The organism is Methanobrevibacter olleyae, assembly GCF_900114585.1.
GTDB lineage: Archaea > Methanobacteriota > Methanobacteria > Methanobacteriales > Methanobacteriaceae > Methanobrevibacter > Methanobrevibacter olleyae.
On the sequence record NZ_FOTL01000033.1, the window covers coordinates 5001 to 24288 of the forward strand.

General features: G+C 25.9%; 18 protein-coding genes (1 of these 18 running past the window's edge). 13 read left to right on the top strand and 5 right to left on the bottom strand.

All coding sequences use genetic code 11. The features are described 5' to 3' along the window. From BM020_RS08130 to nifU, 3 genes are all read left to right on the top strand, one after another. A protein-coding gene (locus tag BM020_RS08130; protein ID WP_074798837.1) for an O-acetylhomoserine aminocarboxypropyltransferase/cysteine synthase family protein crosses the window boundary here: on the top strand, window positions 1-317 show its final stretch. It extends 1000 nt beyond the left edge of the window; the window shows 317 of its 1317 coding nt (coding positions 1001-1317); its start codon lies off the left edge, out of view; its stop codon occupies window positions 315-317. Window positions 318-642: 325 nt separating this feature from the next. After that, on the top strand, window positions 643-1848 hold the full coding sequence (nifS, locus tag BM020_RS08135; protein WP_067149045.1) for a cysteine desulfurase NifS: 1206 nt from the start codon (window positions 643-645) through the stop codon (window positions 1846-1848). A gap of 67 nt (window positions 1849-1915) precedes the next feature. Beyond that, window positions 1916-2287 (top strand): Fe-S cluster assembly scaffold protein NifU, encoded by a 372-nt coding sequence (nifU, locus tag BM020_RS08140; RefSeq protein ID WP_067146995.1) that lies wholly within the window; start codon window positions 1916-1918, stop codon window positions 2285-2287. 734 nt (window positions 2288-3021) lie between these two features. Here nifU and BM020_RS08145 read toward each other — a convergent pair. The 3 genes from BM020_RS08145 to BM020_RS08155 all read right to left on the bottom strand — a co-directional run bounded on the left by BM020_RS08145 (window position 3022) and on the right by BM020_RS08155 (window position 6693). Beyond that, window positions 3022-5349 (bottom strand): DHH family phosphoesterase, encoded by a 2328-nt coding sequence (locus BM020_RS08145; RefSeq protein ID WP_074798839.1) that lies wholly within the window; start codon window positions 5347-5349, stop codon window positions 3022-3024. A 79-nt stretch (window positions 5350-5428) separates the two neighbouring features. Beyond that, on the bottom strand, window positions 5429-5938 hold the full coding sequence (locus tag BM020_RS08150) for a hypothetical protein (RefSeq protein WP_067146989.1): 510 nt from the start codon (window positions 5936-5938) through the stop codon (window positions 5429-5431). Window positions 5939-6312: 374 nt separating this feature from the next. After that, entirely contained in the window at window positions 6313-6693 is a 381-nt protein-coding gene (locus BM020_RS08155; RefSeq protein WP_067146987.1) for a desulfoferrodoxin, read from the bottom strand. Window positions 6694-7220: 527 nt separating this feature from the next. On the opposite strand from BM020_RS08155, the gene BM020_RS08160 reads away from it, so the two are divergent. Then, a complete protein-coding gene (locus BM020_RS08160; protein ID WP_067146985.1) occupies window positions 7221-8147 on the top strand; it encodes a DUF2121 family protein in 927 nt (308 codons plus the stop codon). Window positions 8148-8189: 42 nt separating this feature from the next. Further along, window positions 8190-9098, top strand: a complete 909-nt coding sequence (locus tag BM020_RS08165) for an MBL fold metallo-hydrolase (protein ID WP_067146983.1) — start codon at window positions 8190-8192, stop codon at window positions 9096-9098. Window positions 9099-9364: 266 nt separating this feature from the next. Here BM020_RS08165 and aroC read toward each other — a convergent pair whose 3' ends face one another. After that, window positions 9365-10468: a chorismate synthase gene (gene aroC / locus BM020_RS08170; RefSeq protein ID WP_074798841.1), complete on the bottom strand. Its 1104-nt coding sequence runs from the start codon at window positions 10466-10468 to the stop codon at window positions 9365-9367. Window positions 10469-10904: 436 nt separating this feature from the next. Between aroC and hemB the strand changes: the two genes are divergently transcribed. The 4 genes from hemB to BM020_RS08190 all read left to right on the top strand — a co-directional run bounded on the left by hemB (window position 10905) and on the right by BM020_RS08190 (window position 15603). Further along, a complete protein-coding gene (gene hemB, locus BM020_RS08175) occupies window positions 10905-11900 on the top strand; it encodes a porphobilinogen synthase (protein ID WP_067146979.1) in 996 nt (331 codons plus the stop codon). 11 nt (window positions 11901-11911) lie between these two features. Continuing rightward, entirely contained in the window at window positions 11912-12823 is a 912-nt protein-coding gene (locus BM020_RS08180; RefSeq protein ID WP_067146977.1) for a triphosphoribosyl-dephospho-CoA synthase, read from the top strand. 327 nt (window positions 12824-13150) lie between these two features. Continuing rightward, window positions 13151-14698 (top strand): phenylalanine--tRNA ligase subunit alpha, encoded by a 1548-nt coding sequence (pheS, locus tag BM020_RS08185; protein ID WP_067146975.1) that lies wholly within the window; start codon window positions 13151-13153, stop codon window positions 14696-14698. Window positions 14699-14826: 128 nt separating this feature from the next. Beyond that, on the top strand, window positions 14827-15603 hold the full coding sequence (locus BM020_RS08190; protein ID WP_074798844.1) for an exodeoxyribonuclease III: 777 nt from the start codon (window positions 14827-14829) through the stop codon (window positions 15601-15603). Window positions 15604-15729: 126 nt separating this feature from the next. Here the strand turns inward: BM020_RS08190 and BM020_RS08195 are convergent, their stop codons facing one another. Beyond that, a complete protein-coding gene (locus BM020_RS08195) occupies window positions 15730-15996 on the bottom strand; it encodes a winged helix-turn-helix domain-containing protein (protein ID WP_067146971.1) in 267 nt (88 codons plus the stop codon). 398 nt (window positions 15997-16394) lie between these two features. Here BM020_RS08195 and BM020_RS08200 point away from each other — a divergent pair, with 398 nt between their 5' ends. The 4 genes from BM020_RS08200 to BM020_RS09480 all read left to right on the top strand — a co-directional run bounded on the left by BM020_RS08200 (window position 16395) and on the right by BM020_RS09480 (window position 19241). Beyond that, the gene (locus tag BM020_RS08200; RefSeq protein WP_067146969.1) at window positions 16395-17075 is read left to right on the top strand and encodes a DNA polymerase domain-containing protein; all 681 of its coding nucleotides are present in this window, start codon (window positions 16395-16397) and stop codon (window positions 17073-17075) included. A gap of 278 nt (window positions 17076-17353) precedes the next feature. Further along, complete coding sequence (locus tag BM020_RS08205) at window positions 17354-18034, top strand: TIGR02253 family HAD-type hydrolase (protein WP_067146967.1); 681 nt, start codon at window positions 17354-17356, stop codon at window positions 18032-18034. 57 nt (window positions 18035-18091) lie between these two features. After that, window positions 18092-18769: a zinc-ribbon domain and TM2 domain-containing protein gene (locus tag BM020_RS08210; protein ID WP_074798846.1), complete on the top strand. Its 678-nt coding sequence runs from the start codon at window positions 18092-18094 to the stop codon at window positions 18767-18769. Window positions 18770-19058: 289 nt separating this feature from the next. Next, complete coding sequence (locus tag BM020_RS09480; protein ID WP_143743981.1) at window positions 19059-19241, top strand: hypothetical protein; 183 nt, start codon at window positions 19059-19061, stop codon at window positions 19239-19241. Window positions 19242-19288: the final 47 nt, after the last annotated feature.

A 19288-nucleotide genomic window follows, 5' to 3' on the forward strand; every position in this document is an offset into this window, starting at 1 on the left:
ATGAAATTGCTAAAAAGTATTTAGGTGATAAATTTGGTGCCCTTATTGCATTTGGAATAAAAGGAGGATTAGAAGCAGGAAAAGAATTTATTAATAATGTTGAATTATTATCATTACTTGCTAATATTGGTGATGCAAAAAGTTTAGTTATTCATCCAGCATCTACTACACATCAACAATTAGGCCCTGAAGAACAAAAAAGTACTGGTGTAACTCAAGATTTAATTAGATTGTCTGTAGGTCTTGAGGATGTAGAAGATATCATTGCTGATATTGATCAAGCTCTAGATAAAGTTACATACAATTTTGGTGAATAATAGATTATTTCTTAAAATTATCATTTTCTATTTTTTCATTTTATTTTTAATTATTTCTTAAAATTATCATTTTCTATTTTTTCATTTTATTTTTATTAATTTTATTAATTTTTTTATTTCATAAATTATTATATTCTAATTTTAAATTAGAAATTAGTTAAACCTAAACCTTATATACTAAAACTTACTAATAATTAAATATGAAAATATAACTATTGTTATATTTTTTAAAATATGATTATAACTATTGTTATAATTTTAAATTAAACTATTTGATTTTCAATTAAAGATTTAATTCTATAAATTATTAGGAGTGATTATTATGATATACATGGACAATTCTGCTACTTCTCCAATTAAAGAAGAAGTATTTAATGCAATGATTCCCTATTTAAAAGAGGAGTTTGGAAATCCTTCAACTTTTTATACTTTAGGTAGAAATGCTAAAAAGGCTGTCGAAGAAGCTCGTGAAAATATAGCTAAATTAATAAATGCTGATACAAAAGAGATTATATTTACAAGTGGAGGTACCGAATCTGATAATATGGCTATTAAAGGTGTGGCTTTAAAATTTGAAGATAAAGGTAAACATATTATTACAACAGAAATTGAACATCCTGCAGTACTTAGAACTTGCGAATTCTTAGAATCAAGAGGCTTTGAACTTAGTTATTTACCTGTAAATGAAAATGGTATAATTAGTACAGAAGATTTGAAGAATGCAATAAGAGAGGATACTATTTTAATTTCTGTAATGCATGCAAATAATGAAATAGGAACTATACAACCTATTGAAGAAGTAGGTAAAATTGCAAAGGAAAATAATATTTTATTCCATTGTGATGCAGTACAATCTGTTGGAAAAATACCTGTTGATGTAAAAGAAGCAAATATTGACTTATTGTCTATTTCTTCTCATAAAATTTATGGTCCAAAGGGTGTAGGTGTACTATTTATTAAAAAAGGGCTTAAATTAGAGTTATTAATTCATGGTGGTGGCCAGGAGAATGGTCTTAGATCTGGAACTGAGAATGTTCCAGGTATAGTGGGTTTTGGTAAAGCAGCTGAGCTTGCTTACGAGCATTTAGATGAAAATATTGCAAAACTTAAGCAATTAAGAGATTCTCTTATAGAAAAGATTCTTGAAAGGATTCCCGAATCTTACTTAAATGGTGATAGGGAAAATAGACTTCCAAATAATGCAAACTTTAGATTTTCTTCAATTGAAGGTGAAGGTTTAATTTTAAGATTAGATGCTGAAGGAATTAATGGAGCAACTGGTTCTGCATGTTCATCTAAAAGTTTAAAAGCCTCATATGTATTAAGTGCTTTAGGTTTAGAGGATGAAGAAATTCATGGTTCTTTAAGATTAAGTTTAGGAACTGAGAATAATATGAAAGATGTTGATGTAGTAGTAGATGCAATAGCTAAAGTTGTTGGTGAACTAAGAGAAATGTCTCCATTGTGGGATAATAAAAATAATGTATCTTTAGAATTAGATGAATCTAAATTTACAGACTCTAATAATTAGAAATTAAAATATTTTAAGTTAATTATTTAAATTAAAAAACTATCTAAAAATTGAATGATGTGATATTATGTATAGTGATAAGGTTATGGATCATTTTACAAAGCCAAGAAATTCCGGTATTATTGAAGATGCAAGTGGTGAAGGAACCGTTGGAAATCCTACTTGTGGTGATTTAATGACTATTTATATTGATGTGGATAATGATGAAGTAATTCAAGATATAAAATTTAAAACTTTTGGTTGTGGTGCTGCAATAGCTACAAGTAGCATGATAACTGAAATTGCAAAGGGAATGAATGTTGATGAAGCTTTAGAAATAACTAGAAATGATGTAGCTGATGCATTAGATGGTCTTCCACCAATTAAAATGCATTGTTCTAACCTAGCAGCAGATGCATTAACTGAAGCAATTAAAGATTATAAATCTAAAATTCATTGAGTTTTAATTTTTTAATTATTTTAATTATTTTTTATTTTTTATTTTTTCTATTTTTCATTATTTTTTTATTTTAGTTTTATATATATTTGAAACTTTTTTTATTTTAGTTTTATATATTTGAAACTTTTTTAATTTTAATTTACAATTTTTCATAACTCTTCTAGAAAATTATTGCAATTTTTCACATTTTCATTATTGTGGTAAAATTATATATTAGCATTTAATTAAATGATAGTTTATTGAAATAAAATTAATTTAATTAATCATAAAATTTATTTAATAAGAAGTGATGGTCTATTTGTAAAAATGAATTTATACTATCTATATGTGATAGGTTAAATATAGTAGTTTAATAAATTTTTTTGTTTTTGCTTTAAAAGATAGAAAAAATAGAATTTTTAAAAGATAAAAAAATAGAATTTTTAAAAAATTTTTAAAAAAATAGAAAATGAAAAATGATTAATACAAATTTTTTTTTTTTATTAATAAAAATGTATTTAAATTAATTGTTTTTAAAATTTTATATTAAATTTAAATTATTATTATTATTTTTAAAATTTTATATTAAATTTAAATTATTATTATTATTTTTAAAATTTTATATTAAATTTAAATTATTATTATTATTTTTAAAATTTTATATTAAATTTAAATTATTATTATTATTTTTAAAATTTTATATTAAATTTAAATTATTATTATTATTTTTAAAATTTTATATTAAATTTAAATTATTATTCCTTAGTCATATTTTGGACTTCATTTAGAAGTTGTTTTAAAACTTCTTTTCCAAGACCTTCAATATACTTAATTGATCCTGCACATTCATGGCCTCCGCCATCAATACCTGCTTGAGGTATTTTATCTGCAAGACTAATCACTATATTATTTACATTAAAACCAAATAATTGATGGACGGTATCAGTTGCTCTTAAAACTCCGAAATCCGGGCCATGTCCAAGAGTTATAATTGGTTTATCTTCACCAATTTCTTTAACAATCTTGTCATGAACAAATCCACATGTTTTTCCAGGAGCTGGGAATGTAAATTTATGAGCATATTTCTCAACATCTAAAACATTAAAGTAGATTCCATTTTCTAACTGTATTCTCTTAATATTTGGTAAAGCTGCTTTCATTTGAGTATCAACACGTTTTAAATATTCTTTATATAGTGCTTCAACCATTTTTGGATGTTTATCAAGGTTATCAACACCTAAAATAGTATCCATTATGCCTCTACCATTCATAAATCTAAGGAAGTATGCTTCAAAATCAACACATTCAGCAATTTTCTTTAATTGTTCTCTATCATAAGCTTTTTCTGATGCAAGTTTAATATATTGTTCTACTTCATCAGCTTCAGCATGGTCTCCTAAAAGAGCAATAGCTGGTAAATGTTTAAGCAAATCCTTTACTTCAGGATTAATAATATGTGCTATCTCAGTTGCAAGTGCACCAGCAGTTATTTGTGAGTCTCCCCCTACAAGATATGGATTTACATGAGTATCTACATATTCATCAACTGCAACAGTACCTGCAATAATATCATCACTATTACAATCTATAGTTCCATCAATAGTTTCTCCACTTTTTAAAGTTTTTGTAATTAATTCTCCAGGGAAATGATGGTCAATAACTACAATTTCAATATCATAAATTTTTGCTTGCATTAATGATACAATATCTTCTTCAGTAGAACCATTATCTAATAATAGGATTAATGGTAATTTTTGCCCATGTCTTTTCAGGTCTTCTAATGCAAAGGATAAATCTTTAACCACGTCTTCTAATTCATAGAATGGGGCTTTACTTGGAGAGCGTTTAAAGTAATGGTATTCTGCATCACTATCTGGATTATTCTCTTTTAAAAAAGGAATAACTGCTTTTTCAATTGCAACTCCTGCACAAATACCATCTGCATCAGCATGATGTCTAACGAGAATAGATCTTCCATCTAAAATAGCTCTTCTAATAACTTTTGCAGCTTCTCTCATTTTAGGTTTTAATCTATCTAAAATTGGGCTTTGAATTAAGAAATCCACATCATCAGGTTCTGCTTTTTTATCTAAAGCTATATCAATGAGTTCTCTCATTTTCTTAGCTTTTTCGTCCTCTAGTTTTTCAATACTGCTAGATTCTATTTGGATTTCACCATTATGTTTGTTAACTTCTCCAATTACTTCAACAATATCACCAATTTCTATTTCTGGATACATTCTAACTCCAGGTTCATTAAATGCAGCTGCCCAAGTAATTGAAGTTTCATCAGTAATTGTAAATATAGTTGGTCCAGAGGTTTGCTGTATTTGTATTACTTCTCCGTAAACTTTTACAATGTTTTTAAGTGAGGAATCATCGAGAGATGCAATTTTTGTTCTTTCAATATTTTTCTTGACTTTTTTAATTATATATTCTCCTTTAAAAACACTTGCAGGAGCCATATCTACTTCACGTTTTCTCTCTTTTATTTGTGTTATTCTTACAAATACATAGTCCCCTACTTTATTATTAGAGTTACGTGTTCTCATTAATCCCCAAACTTGATTGTTTAAGCTTACAAAAAGACCATATCTTTCTACTCTAGTGACTTTACCTCTATAGATGGAATTAAGTTCTAAATCACTCATTTCACATAATTCATCTAATTCATAAACAATTTCTTTTCCAGAAATATCAGATTCGACAACTATTTTTTCTGGGCTTTTTTCTTCTAGTTTTTTCATTTTTTCTTCTTCTTGCTTTTCAATACATTCATCACAATAGTTTTTATCAGAGTCAATAAGTTTTCCACAAGTATTACAAAGATTAATTTCTCCAGTTCCATTACAATAAGGACAACTTTCTAATAGATCTACTGTTCCTTTTCCATTACATACTTCACATGGAACATCTTGGTTAGCATCTAAATCAAACTTTGCTCTAGCATTACTGTTTACTCCTTTAAAATGATTCTTCATTTCAAAAGTGTCTATATAACCAGTTCCATCGCAACTTTCACATATTTTTGTATCTACAATTATAGAACCAGTTCCATTACATTTAGGACATGATTTTTTCATTTTTTCCTCTCTCACTTAATTTAGATTATAATATTTAAAAATTAAATTATCCTATATTTTTTTGAATAATTTGGTTTTTTTATATTATTCCTGCTTTTTTGAATAATTCAGTGTTATTTTCTACTAATTTATTTCTTTCATTTTGAAGAATTACTGCTTTTTTCATTAATGAGTTAGCTGATTTAGCATAGGAATTTCCAGAATAAGTATCATTATTTATATAGTATTGCATAGCTAAATAAAGTTCATCACTTGCTTGTTTTTTTAAGGACACTTCCTCTTTGATTAAATTTATATAGTCTTTATAAGTACTTTCATTTAAATCATCTTTATACTCTTCAATTTCTGAAAGTTTTTCCTCAGCATCATTAAATTTTTCTTTTGCCATTTGGATATTGTTATTTCCACTAGCAAAATCACGGCTATTAATAGAGCTAATAGCAGAATTATAATCAGTATCTCCTTCAGTAATATCTGTATTCAAATCTTTCATTCTATTGTTTATATTATCAATAGGGCTATTAATACATCCACTTATACTAACAACTGCTATTAATACTAAAACAATTAATATAATATCTTTTCTCATGTTATCTAATATTCTTTTTTTAAATTTATTTGTTTATTTTTAATTTTTTAAATTAATTATTGTATACATGAAAATAATAATTTTATTATACTATAATATTAATAATATGATTTTCATATTTAATAAAATTTAGTAATTTAAGAAAAATAATAGAATTTTTTTTTAAACCATTTGAAAAATAGTAAATGGTTAGAATAGTTTAAGTTAAAAACTAAAAACATTAAGTTAAAAACTAAAAACAAAGTAAACTTTTTAAAATAAGCTAATGGGAAGATAAGTTAAAAAATTTAAATTAAGTTAAAAGGTAAAAATAAAGTAAATAAGAAAATAAGTTAAAAATAAAAACAAAAAAGTATTATTTAAATAAATAATACTTAGGAATGCCATAAACCGTGAATGTTACAATATTCAATAGCTTTTACATCTTCAAGCTCTGCATTCACATCAAATACTGCTTTAGGTTCATCATTAGGTTTTAAGTTTGCACGGTAAACTTGATCTCCAACTATTAATTCAACGAAATTAATGTAATGTTCTTCTTCCATTGGGTGTGGTACTTCTCCCATAGTTACGACAATTTTACCACCTTCTTTAGTAATTACAGGGATGTGTTTTACTCCACCTTCTGGTAATTGTCTAGGTTCTAAAAGTTCCATTGCTTCTTCACAACAACTTAATTCACCTGCACCTTCTGCAATAACTTCAACCATGTTTCCACAACGGTTACATCTGTAAATTTCATTAATTTTAGTCATATTATTTCCTCCAAATAATGATTAATTCTATTTTGTTTTTTTCAATATTTAAAGTTTTATATAATTAAAATATTTGAGTTTTTTTCAATATTTAAGGTGTTATATAATTAAAATATTTGAGTTTTTTCAATATTTAAGGTTTTATATAATTAAGATATTTGATTTTAAAGGCTATTATATTTATATATGTTATTTTTATTTTTTTATTATTTTTTCTTCTATTCTTTTATTTATTTTAGCTTATATTTTGAAATGTTTTATAAAAACTTTTTATATTTGTAATTATATAAATATAAATTAAGAAATTAAAATTTCATTTAAAGTTTTTCAAATTCAAGGAAAAAATTAATTTTTAAAATCTTTTTTAATCTTTAAAAAGTTTTACATACTTTATTTGAAATTTTATCAAATTTTAATAAATCAAAAATTAATAAGATAAATTAAAGTTAGGTATCAATAGATAATCATAGTTTGATTAAATAATATGTGTAATTTGTAATATGCCTATAATTTAAGTGGGTGAAAGTATGAGTTTAATTATTGCTTATGTTGGAAATAAAGGATGTGTAATGGTAGGGGACAAAAGGAGAATTGCTTATTTTGGTTCTAAAGAAGAACGTGAACTTTTAGAACAAGAAATTTATTCTGGAGATATTTCTAGTGATGAAGACTTATATGCAAGAGCAGAAGAACTTGAAATAAGTTTAAAAATAAGTGATGATGCATGCAAAGTAAAAAGCTTAGAAAATGTTGCAGTAGGAGAAGTTAGTTCAAGAGGAGCTATGGAAACTAAAAGAAAAAGAATTTATGGTACAACAAATGGTTTCCAGATTGTTGAGCTCACTGGCTCTGAAATCGTTAATGTTAAAAGAGGCGAATCCTCTATAATTGTATTTGGAAATAAAATTACAAAGTCTTTAGCTAATGATATGCTTAAAAATAAATGGAAGCCTAGTTTTAGTTTAAAATATATGGGAGAGATCTTTGGACAAATCATAGAGGATATTTCTACAAAAACACCTTCTTTAGGTACTAAGTATGATGTTGTTATTCAACAGAATAATTTATCTAAAACTAAAGTTCAAGATTATTTAGATGAAGTTATTGAAAGAGATATAAATCTTTTAGCTAAATTTCGAAATAAACTTAAAGAAGATTTATTAAAACAAAATGAAACAATTAAATTGGCTTCCACTATTATTGATGAAGGACCTATAGGTATTGTTGATTCAATTGATGAAAACTTAATTCAAGTTAAATTAAACCCTGATGTTAGAGCATTTGATATTAATTGGAAACTTCTTGCAAAACCTGGCGAAAATGTTATCATGTTTGTTGAAGGAGAAGATGCTGTATCATTAAAAGACCAAGTTGTAATAGAAAATGAAGCTTTATGTATTAAAGGTAATAAAGCTAATTTAAAATGTGATATTATATTATGTCATCTTGAATAAATTGTATTTATTATTTCTTTAGTTATTGTAAAGGTGACAATAATGAAATTAACATTTTTAGGATCTGGTGGTGGTAGATTTACCACTATTAGTCAGAAAAGAATGACTGGAGGCTTTCGAATTGAGGATTTTGGTGGAAAGAACTATCAAATCGATCCAGGTCCTGGAGCCCTTGTTAGGTCTTACCAATTTGGTGTGAATCCTACAAAAATTGATGGTGTTTTTATATCGCATTCTCATACAGACCACTATAATGATGCTGAAATTTTTATTGAAGCTATGACAAAAGGCATGACTAGAAATAATGGTATTATTATGGGAAGTCAAACTATTTTTGATAAATTTCAACAGTGGGGTCCAGCAATTTCAAGTTATCATAAAAGTAATTCTAAAAATCTAATTTTAACTCCTAATAAAATAGCACGCTTTCCTAAATTTACTATTAAAGGAACTGCTACAAAACATGGTGATCCTACTGGTGTAGGTTTCCAAATAGAAAATAATGGCTTTAAGATTTCATATACTTCTGATACAGAGTATTTTGATGAATTAGCTAAATATCATAAAAATGCAGATATTTTAATTGGCAGTGTTTTAAGACCTGGAGTAAGATCTATTAGGGGACATATGTGTACGGATAATTTTATTGAGATTGTTGAACAAGTAAAGCCAAGTTTAGCAATTATGACTCACTTTGGATTTAAGATGATTCTTGCAAATCCAGTTGAAGAGGCAATTAGAGTTTCTAAAAAGACAGGTGTAAGGACATTAGCTGCTTTTGATGGTATGAGGGTAGATATTAATGAAAAATATCCTGAACGCTCTAAAATGATTCGTCTAAAAGATAGGTTTGCTAATCGCTTAAAACAAGAAGAAGTTTATCCTCTTAATTTTGAAACAAAACAAAATAAAAGAAGAAACAATAAAAATAATTATGCTAAGTTTAATTAATTTTTCTTTTTATATTTTTTTAATTATTCTTTTTAAATATTTGCTTTCTTTTTTATATTTTTTTTAATTATTCTTTTTAAATATTCTCTTTCTTTTTTATATTTTTTTTAATTATTCTTTTTAAATATTCACTTTCTTTTCTATATTTTTTTAAATTTTGTTTTTAGTTTTACAAACTTTATTTTAATTTTTATTATTTTTAACTATTTTTTATAAAAAACTAATTTCATGAAAAAATTGCAATTTTCATGAAATATTTATTTAGTTCAAATATCTTTATTTAGATTACTGGGATGTATAAATCCTCCACGTATCATATGGTCTGCTAGAATTATGGCTGTAGCTGATTCAGCAACGGTAGTGACTCTTGGACAAATACATGGATCATGTCTACCACTAATTTCTAATTTTGTGTTTTCTTTTTTATCTAAATCAACAGTATTTTGGATTTTAGATATGGATGGGGTTGGTTTAACCGTTATTCTTGAAATAATAGGCATACCATTACTCATACCCCCAAGAATACCTCCAGAATTATTTGTTTTGGTTTTTATTTCACCATTCTCATCATAGTAAAATTCATCATTAAGCTCTGAAGCAGTTGATTTTGCACTGTCAAACCCTAAACCAATTTCAACTCCTTTAACTGCATTTATACTCATTAATATTTGGGCTAGATCGCCGTCAAGTTTTCCAAAAACAGGTTCTCCAAGTCCTACAGGAACTCCAATTGCTATGGTTTCAACTATTCCTCCAACTGAATCGCCTTCTTGTTTTTTAGAGAGAATTAATTCTTCCATAAGTTTTGCAGATTCTAAATCTCCACATTTAACATTATTTTTATTGATATTTTCTTCAAGATTTGCATAATCTATACTTCTAGCTTTAATATCTCCAATTTGAACTACATGGGAGGTAATTTTTATACCTTTTGTTTTTAATAATTTTTTTGCAATAGCTCCTCCAATAACATGGCTTATAGTAGTTCTACCACTTCCACGACCTCCTCCATTGTAGTCGTAAATGCCATATTTTTCTAACCAACAATAATCCCCATGTCCCGGTCTTGCTGTGTTTTTAATATTTGAATAATCTTTTGATTTTTGATTATTATTATATACAATTCCAGTAATTGGTGTTCCATCTGTTTTTCCTTCAAATATTCCGGATAATATTTCTATTTTATCCTCTTCTTCTCTAGATGTTGTTAATGCACTTGTTCCAGGCCTTCTTTTATTTAATTCAATTTGAATATCTTTTTCACTAAGTTTTAAATTAGCTGGACAGCCATCTACAACGGCTCCAAGTGCTTTTCCATGACTAGAACCAAAACTTGTAATTGAAAATATTTTTCCAATAGTATTTGTCATATTATTCCTCAAAATCACTGATTAATTAATTAAGATAATAATTTAAATAATAATTTAGATAACTAATAAAAAATAATTTAGATAATCAATAAAAAATAATTTAAATAATAATTTAGATAACTAATAAAAAATAATTTAAATGATAATTTAATTAAGTTTTTGATTAATTTTTTTATTTTTAATTTTCTCTATTATTAAGTATTCTTATTTAGATTAATATAGTTTAAGTTTTTATAAAAATTTATATTATTAATTTGATAAAATATTATATATAAAATTACAATATGTTTTTAAAAACTGTAATTTAAACTGTAATTTATTTATAAAAAATTTAATTAAATTATGAACTTATAATATAATTTTAAAAAAATTGCAAACTATCTAAACTTATTTGTATTATTTAATCATTAAGAAGTGAACATTAAGAAGTGAAAATATGAATTTTCCAATTACAAGAATGAGAAGATATAGAAAAAACTCTAAAATTAGAGATATTGTACGTGAAACTAAATTAAATAAAGAAGATTTAATTTATCCAATATTTGTTAAAGAGGATTTAAAAGATGGTGAAAAAGAATCTATTTCTACAATGCCTGGAGAATATAGATATTCTTTAAATGACTCTGTGGACTATGCAAAAGAATTAGAATCTAAAGGTTTAAAATCTATTATTGTCTTTGGTATTCCAAGTGAAGATAAAAAAGATGAAATTGGTTCTCCAGCTTTTGCTTCAACTGGTATTGTTCAAAAAACTGTTCGTAAACTTAAAACTGAAACTAATTTAGTTATCATTACTGATGTCTGTTTATGCCAATACACTTCTCATGGCCATTGTGGCATTATTCGTGAAAATGATGATAGCGAATTTGGCTTTGAAATTTTAAATGATGAATCATTAGAATATCTTGCAAAAGTTGCTTTATCCCATGCAGAAGCAGGTGCTGATATTGTCGCTCCTTCTGATATGATGGATGGCAGAATCCAAGCTATCAGAAAACTTCTTGATGAAAAGGGTTATATTGATACGATGGTCATGTCTTATTCAGTTAAATTTGCTTCTTCATTTTATGCTCCATTTAGAGAGGCAGCTTGTTCTACTCCATCTGCAGGAAATAGAAAATCTTACCAAATGGATCCTGCAAATGTCCTTGAAGCAATTAGAGAAGCTGAACTTGATGTAATTGAAGGTTCTGACTTTTTAATGGTTAAACCTGCTTTACCTTATTTGGATATTATTAAAACCATAAGGGAAGAATTTGACTTACCTTTAGTAAGTTATAATGTTAGTGGTGAGTACTCTATGATTATGTCAGCTATTGAAAATGGTTATTTAACTGAAGATTCAATTATAGAAGCTTTATTATCTATTAAAAGAGCGGGAGCTGATTTAATCATAACCAATTTCGCCCCTTATGCTTTAGATTATTTGTAAGGAGTATTTTTATGGAAGCAAAAGAAATTGCTAAATTAGCTCAAATAGCATCTGTTCTTGAGGTAAGTGGTTGGCCGAAACCTGGAAATGTACATAGAACACGTAATTATGATGATATGGTATTTGAGGACTTTATTATTAGTGGAGTAGTTATTGGAAATACTGTGGAAGAACTTGCTAATCAATCTAGAGAAATTGATGATTTATCAAATGCAGAATTAGGAAAATACATTCTTCAAGCTGTTAATGAGACAGATAAATGGATTGCAAACAATACTAATTTAGGTATAATGATGATGTGTATACCAATAGCTTCAGCAGCTGCAATTAGTAATAATTTTGATGAGATTCAAGAAAATGTAGGTCATTTAATGAAATCTACAACTGTTGAGGATGCAGTAAATCTTTATGATGCAATTAATGTTGCAGATGCAGGTGGAATGGGTAATCATGAAGAATTTGATGTAATGAGTGAAAAGGCAAAAGATGAGTTACGCACTAATAATCAAACAATGTTTGATGTTTTAGAGATTTCAGCTAGCTGGGATAGATTAGCAAATGAGCTCACTAATAGAATGCCAGTTTGCTTTGATATAGGCTATCCTACATTCTCAAACTTTTTGAGAACTTGTGAGGATGTTGATGTAATTAATAAAGCTACTGTTTTAACATTTATAACAATTTTATCTCAAATTCCCGATACTTTAATTTCAAGAAAATATGGTGATGAGATAGCAGAATCTGTTTCTAAAAAAGCAGATGAAGTTTTAAAATTTAAAGATGATGGCTCTTTTGTTGAAAAATTATTAGAATTTGATGATTATCTTTATGAAAATAACTATAATCCTGGAACAACTGCTGATTTAACTGCAACATCTATATTTATTTCTTATCTTGAAATGGGATTTAACTCAAACTTTTAAAAAATTTGCTTATATTGCTTTTAATTTTTTATTTTTCAAACTTTTAAAAAATTTGCTTTTATTGCTTTTAATTTTTTATTTTTTAAACTTTTAAAAAATTTGCTTTTATTGCTTTTAATTTTTTATTTTTTATTTTTTAATCTATTTTTAAACAAAACATATGACTTAATTAAAAGTTTCTAATTTTTGAATATATTTATTAATTAGATTATAGATATATCATAATATTATAAAATAATACTTATTTAAGTAATTGTTACCAAATTATTAATTTTAAGTAATTATTATCAAATTATTAATTTATTATAAAATTGCATCGGTGTTTAGATGAGTGAAAATATTAATAAAATCATTAATGAATTACATATTTATGAAAAAAAATTATTAAAAGAGTTAGAAATTAATGAAAATGCAACTCCTGAAGAAATAGCTGAACACACTGGTTTAAATATTAAATCAGTTATGAGTGCTGCAGGGTCATTATCTTCTAAAGGACTTATTACAGTTAAAAAAGATCTTCAAGAAAAATTTAGTTTAACTGATAACGGTAAAAAATACGCTGAAATTGGTCTTCCTGAAAGAAGAATTTTAAAAGTCTTACAAGATAGAAAACAATTGGCTATGAAGGATTTAGCTAGTTTAGAAAATCTTGATAAAAAAGAGGTTAATATTTCTATTGGTTGGCTGATTCGTAAAAGTTGGGCTAAAATGGATAAAGGGGTGTTATCTATTACTGATGTAGGAGAATCTAGTAGGGATAAATTAGGGGAAGATGAATCTTTATTAAATACTCTTATTGAAAAAGTAAACTTATCTAAAGAACAATTAGATGAAGATATGGCTAAAGGCTTATCTGCACTTAAAGATAGAAAAAATTTAATTGCTGAGGAGAAAATCACTCATCACAGTTTTAAATTAAATGATTTAGCTAAAGAAATTTTAGATAGTGGATTTACTATTGAGGAAGAGGCTACTCAATTAACTCACCAACAATTAAAAGAAGGTTCTTGGAAAGATTTGAAATACAGACCTTATGACATTAATGCAGAATATCCAATATTTTTCCCAGGTAAAGAACATCCTTTAAGAAGGATTATTCAAGAAATTAGAGAAATCTTCTTGAATATGGGCTTTACTGAAGATAAAGGTGATTATTTAGAATCTGCTTTCTGGAATTTTGATTCTCTTTTCCAACCTCAAGATCATGCTGCAAGGGAAATGCAAGATACTTTCTATATAAAAAATCCATTAACTTGTGATTTACCTGATGATGAACTTGTTGAGAATGTAGCTAGAACACATGAAAATGGTGGAAATACTGGTTCTGAAGGTTGGGACTATACATGGGATGTAGATATTGCTCGCCAATCTGTTTTAAGAACCCATACAACAGGCATTTCTACTCAGAGATTAGCAGAAGGCAATCTTCCTATAAAAATGTTTTCAATTGGCAGAGTATTTAGAAGAGAAACCTTTGATTATAAACACTTGCCAGAGTTTCATCAAGTGGAAGGTTTAGTTGCTGCTCCTGGAATTAATTATCAAAACTTATTAGGTACTTTAAAAGAATTCTATAAAAAATTAGGATTTGAAGTAAGATTCAGACCAGCTTATTTCCCTTATACCTATCTTTCCACTGAATGTGAAATCTATTTAGAAGAAAAAGAAAGTTGGATTGAGCTTGGTGGTTGTGGAATGTTTAGACCAGAGGTTTTAGAGCCTTTAGGTATTAACACTCCTGCTTTAGCATTTGGTTTAGGTATTGAACGTCTTGCTATGATTAGATATGATTTATCTGATATTAGAATGCTTTATAAAAGTGATATTAGTTGGTTAAGAGAAGTTCCTTTAGAAGAAGGAATTGATTTTGATTAATTCTCTTTTCAAACTTTTTAAAATTTTTAAATTTATTAATATGTTTACTTTTTTTATTAAATTTTTACTTTCAAATACTTTTAAATACTTTCAAATACTTTTAAAAAATTATTAAAAATGTGATTTTTATGACAAATATTAGATTTATTTCATGGAATGTAAATGGTATTAGAGCTATTCACAGAAAAGGATTTCTGGATTGGTTTAATGAAGAAAAAGCAGATATTGTTTGTTTGCAAGAAACTAAAGCTCAAGCAAATCAATTACCTAAAAAACTAGTAAATATTCCAGATTATACAAGTTATTTTAATTCTGCAGAAAGAAAAGGATATAGTGGTGTAGCTACTTACACATCTTATGAACCTAAAGATGTTTATTCTGGAATGGGAATTGAAAAATTTGATATTGAAGGAAGGCTTCAAAGATTAGATTTTGATGATTTTACTCTTTTGAATATTTATTATCCTAATGGTGGCATGGGTGAAGAAAGATTAAAATATAAGCTTGATTTTTATGACGCATTCCTTGATTATGTTAATGATTTAAGAGATAAAGGTCATAATCTGGTAATTTGCGGTGATTTAAACACTGCACACAAAGAAATTGATCTTGCAAGACCTAAAGCAAATGAGGATGTTTCAGGTTTCTTAGCTGTGGAAAGAGAATGGGTAAGTAAATTCTTAGATAATGGTTATATTGATACATTTAGAATGTTTCATGAAAATGAGAAAGATCAGTATACTTGGTGGAGTTATAGAACTCGTGCAAGAGAGAGAAATGTAGGATGGAGGCTGGATTATTTCTTTGTAAATGAAGAATTTAAAGACAATGTCAAAGCATCTTATATTAAATCTAATGTAATGGGTTCAGATCATTGCCCTATTGCTTTAGAAATAGAGATTTAAATTGAAGTTTGAACCATTGCCTATTTTTTTTAATTTGTGCTTTGAATCATTGTCTATTTTTTAAATAGAAATTTCAATACTTATTTATTATATTATCACTTTTTTTACTTTATTTTTTAAATCTTCTTACTTAGAGTTCATTAAATCTAATATTCTTTTACCATATTCAGTTAATTCGTATAATCTTCCACGTTTAGTTTGAGGATTTAATAAACGAATTAAGTCTTTTTCTCTAAGTTGACTTAAAGTTCTACTAACATTATTCCTATGTATTTTTGTCTTTTTACTAATTTCCGTAGGGTTTAATGTTTCTTCTTTTAAAGATTCTAATACTTTTTCACGGTTTTTAGACATTTTTATGAACTGTATATTTATTTTTTCATCATCATTCATATTATCCCTTTTATTATAATATCATTTTAATTATTTAATTTAAGTTTAATATATATTACTATTTCTAATTATAAATTAGACATTAGATTTTAAATACATATCATCCTTAAATTTATACTATAAATATATGATATCTATAAGATAGTTATAATATAACTATATAAATATTAAACTAATAATTAAAAATTCCATAACTTAAATTATTATTAGTATTAAGTTCTATTAATCAATAATTATTAAAAAGAGAAAAATAATATATTTATATATTTAGTGATGACTTGATAAGCATTGAATTTTTTATTAATTAATTAAGTAAGATTAATTACCATTTTAATAAAGTATGTAAAATCTAATGAATTGTAAAAATACTGGTAATAATTTCTTTAAAAGGTGTTAAAATGAATGAATCTCCAGAACAAATAGCTATTGAAAATGAGATAAAAGTACAAAAAGATAAATTTTTATCTTATTTTAATGCGTCTTTACCTAATACAATGGAATTGGAATTTGAAGGATTCTATAGGCGAGGTTTCTTTGTAAGTAAAAAAAGGTATGCTGTAATTGAAGATGGAAAAATTATTGCAAAAGGTTTAGAGCTTGTTAGGAGAGATTGGGCACCGATAGCTAAAAAAACTCAAGAAGATATCTTAATGGCTATTTTAAAAGAAGGGGATGTTGAAAAAGCTGAAAAAATTATTAGCAAAGTCCTCAAACAGATTAAATCTGGAAATTTAGATAGAAAAGAATTAATCATTCATACACAAATCACTAAAAATCTTGATGATTATAAACAAGTAGGCCCTCATGTAGTAGCTGCTCGAGAAATTGAGGCTCATGGAATTAAAGTAGGGAAAGGAACTATTGTACAATATATAATAAGTAAAGGAAAAGGTTCAATTAGTCAAAGAGCAGTTCCTTATGAATACAGTGAAGGAATCGAATATGATAAAGAGTATTATATTGAAAATCAATTGATTCCTGCTGTTTCAAGAATGATGGAACCTTTAGGTTATGATAAATATAGATTAAGAGAATTATCATCTAATGAAAGGCAACAAAGTTTAGATGCTTTCTTTTAATTAATAAGTAATGGGAATTTAGAGAGGTTTAAATCTATAAATAACTTTCTGTAGGAATTTTTATATAATAAAATAAATATACTATTAATATATTTATTTGCTTAATAAAATTTTTATTAAAATTTATAGGTTTGGTAGTTTTATTAAATTTTTATTAGAATTTATAGGTTTGGTAGTTTTATTAAATTTTTATTAGTATTTATAGAATTAAATAGAATTATGATAAAATTGTATAAATGATTGTTATAGATTAATCATTAGAATTTATTGGTGTAATAATGACAAAAGCTGTATTTTTTGATATTGATGATACTCTTGTAGATACTTCAAGTTTTGCTGATTTAGCAAGACATGCGGCTATTGAAAGTATGTGTAATAATGGTTTACCTTTAGAATCAGATGAAGCATATGATTTATTAAAAGATATTATTAAAGAAAAAGGTTCAAATTATTCCAAACACTTTAATATTTTAACAAAAGAACTTTTAGGTAAGGAAGATCCTCTTTTAGTAGCTATTGGGATGACAACATATCATAATGTAAAATTTGCTCTTTTAAGACCTTTTCCAAGAACAAGTGCAATATTAATTTATCTTAAAAGTAAAGGATATAAATTAGGTGCTATTACTAATGGAATTACCATTAAGCAATGGGAAAAATTAGTTAGATTAAACTTATACCACTTTTTTGATATTGTCATTACCTCAGAAGAAGTGGGAGTCGAAAAACCAGATCCTGGAATATATATTGAAGCATGTAGAAGAATGGCATGTGATGTTAAAAAAAGTGTTATGGTGGGAAATAAATTAGATGTTGACTGTATGGGAGCAGTTAATGCAGGAATGAGTGCTATTCTTGTAAATTCAACTTTATCAGAAGATGAAAAAGAAAGAGTAAATGAAGAAGATATTGATATCATTGTTTTAGACAGTATTTCTGATGTTGATACTGTTTTATAAATTATTTTTTATTTTTAGATTTTGAATATGTCTATTGGATTTTTGAGGGTTTTTTTTATGGTAGAAATTAGTTGTCCAGATTGTGGTAAAAAACAAGATAATAAAAATAAATTTTGTAGAAATTGTGGTGCAGATTTATCTAAAGTGGAAATTATTAATGAAAATATTAATTCCAATTCTAATTTAGAATCAAATTTTGATTCTAATGACATTAATATTTCTAATGATGAAGAATCTAATTCTAATTTAAGTGATGATGATTTTATTCATGTTCCTATTTTAAATGAGGATGGAACTAACTCCAATGAATTGATTGTTTCTGATTCTAATGATGATTTAAATAATAATGAAGAAAAAATTAAAGAAGATGATATTAGAAGATGTAGCAATTGTGGTGCTGAATTAAATGAAAATGAAAAATTTTGCCATAATTGTGGGGTTAATCTTAATGATGATGTAAATCCTACCCAAACTGCTAGTAATTTATCTGAGAAAAAGACAGCTATTGTTTCTGTCATATTGTCTTTTTTATTTCCAGGACTTGGACAATTATATAATGGTCAATCTACTAAAGGACTCTATTTCATTATATTGTCAATAGTTTCATGGGTTTTAATTTTAATTATCATTGGTGCAGTGCTTTATGTTTTAGTTTGGCTATGGTCTATTGTTGATGCATATCAAAGTGCAGAAGCTATAAATAATGGTGAAATCCTTGAAGATAAGTTATTTTAAATAATTTATTTTCTTTATAGTTTCTTTATATTTTTTTAATTTCTTTATTAATTTTCACAGATTCATTTTATATTTTTTCATCACTTTCTTTTTTTAAGTTTAAAAAATAGTTGACTATTTTAAAAACTTTGTTGATTTAAAAATTTTTTTAATAAAGATTAGTAGTTTTTAGAGTTTTTTCTTAAAAATTCTTTGATTTTTATTTAAAAATAGTGAAATTTAATAAAGGGTTGGAGCAAAGTTTTTATAATGATAAAACAAAAAACAATTGCTTCAAATAGTATTTTAGATGTTGAACAATATATTTTGCGATTTTTATGATGATTTTGTTCTTTCAGATTCTCATTTTGTAAGATTATTTAATTCTTCTTGTGAAGTTTTTAAATCATTTGATTTAATTTTTAAAAAGGATATTTCTTATTTTAGGATGATTATGTCATATGTCCTTTTTTATGGTACTTGGCATGTTTAATTTCTGACTATATTTTGGAAGTTTGGAATGATCTTTGTAAAATCTTT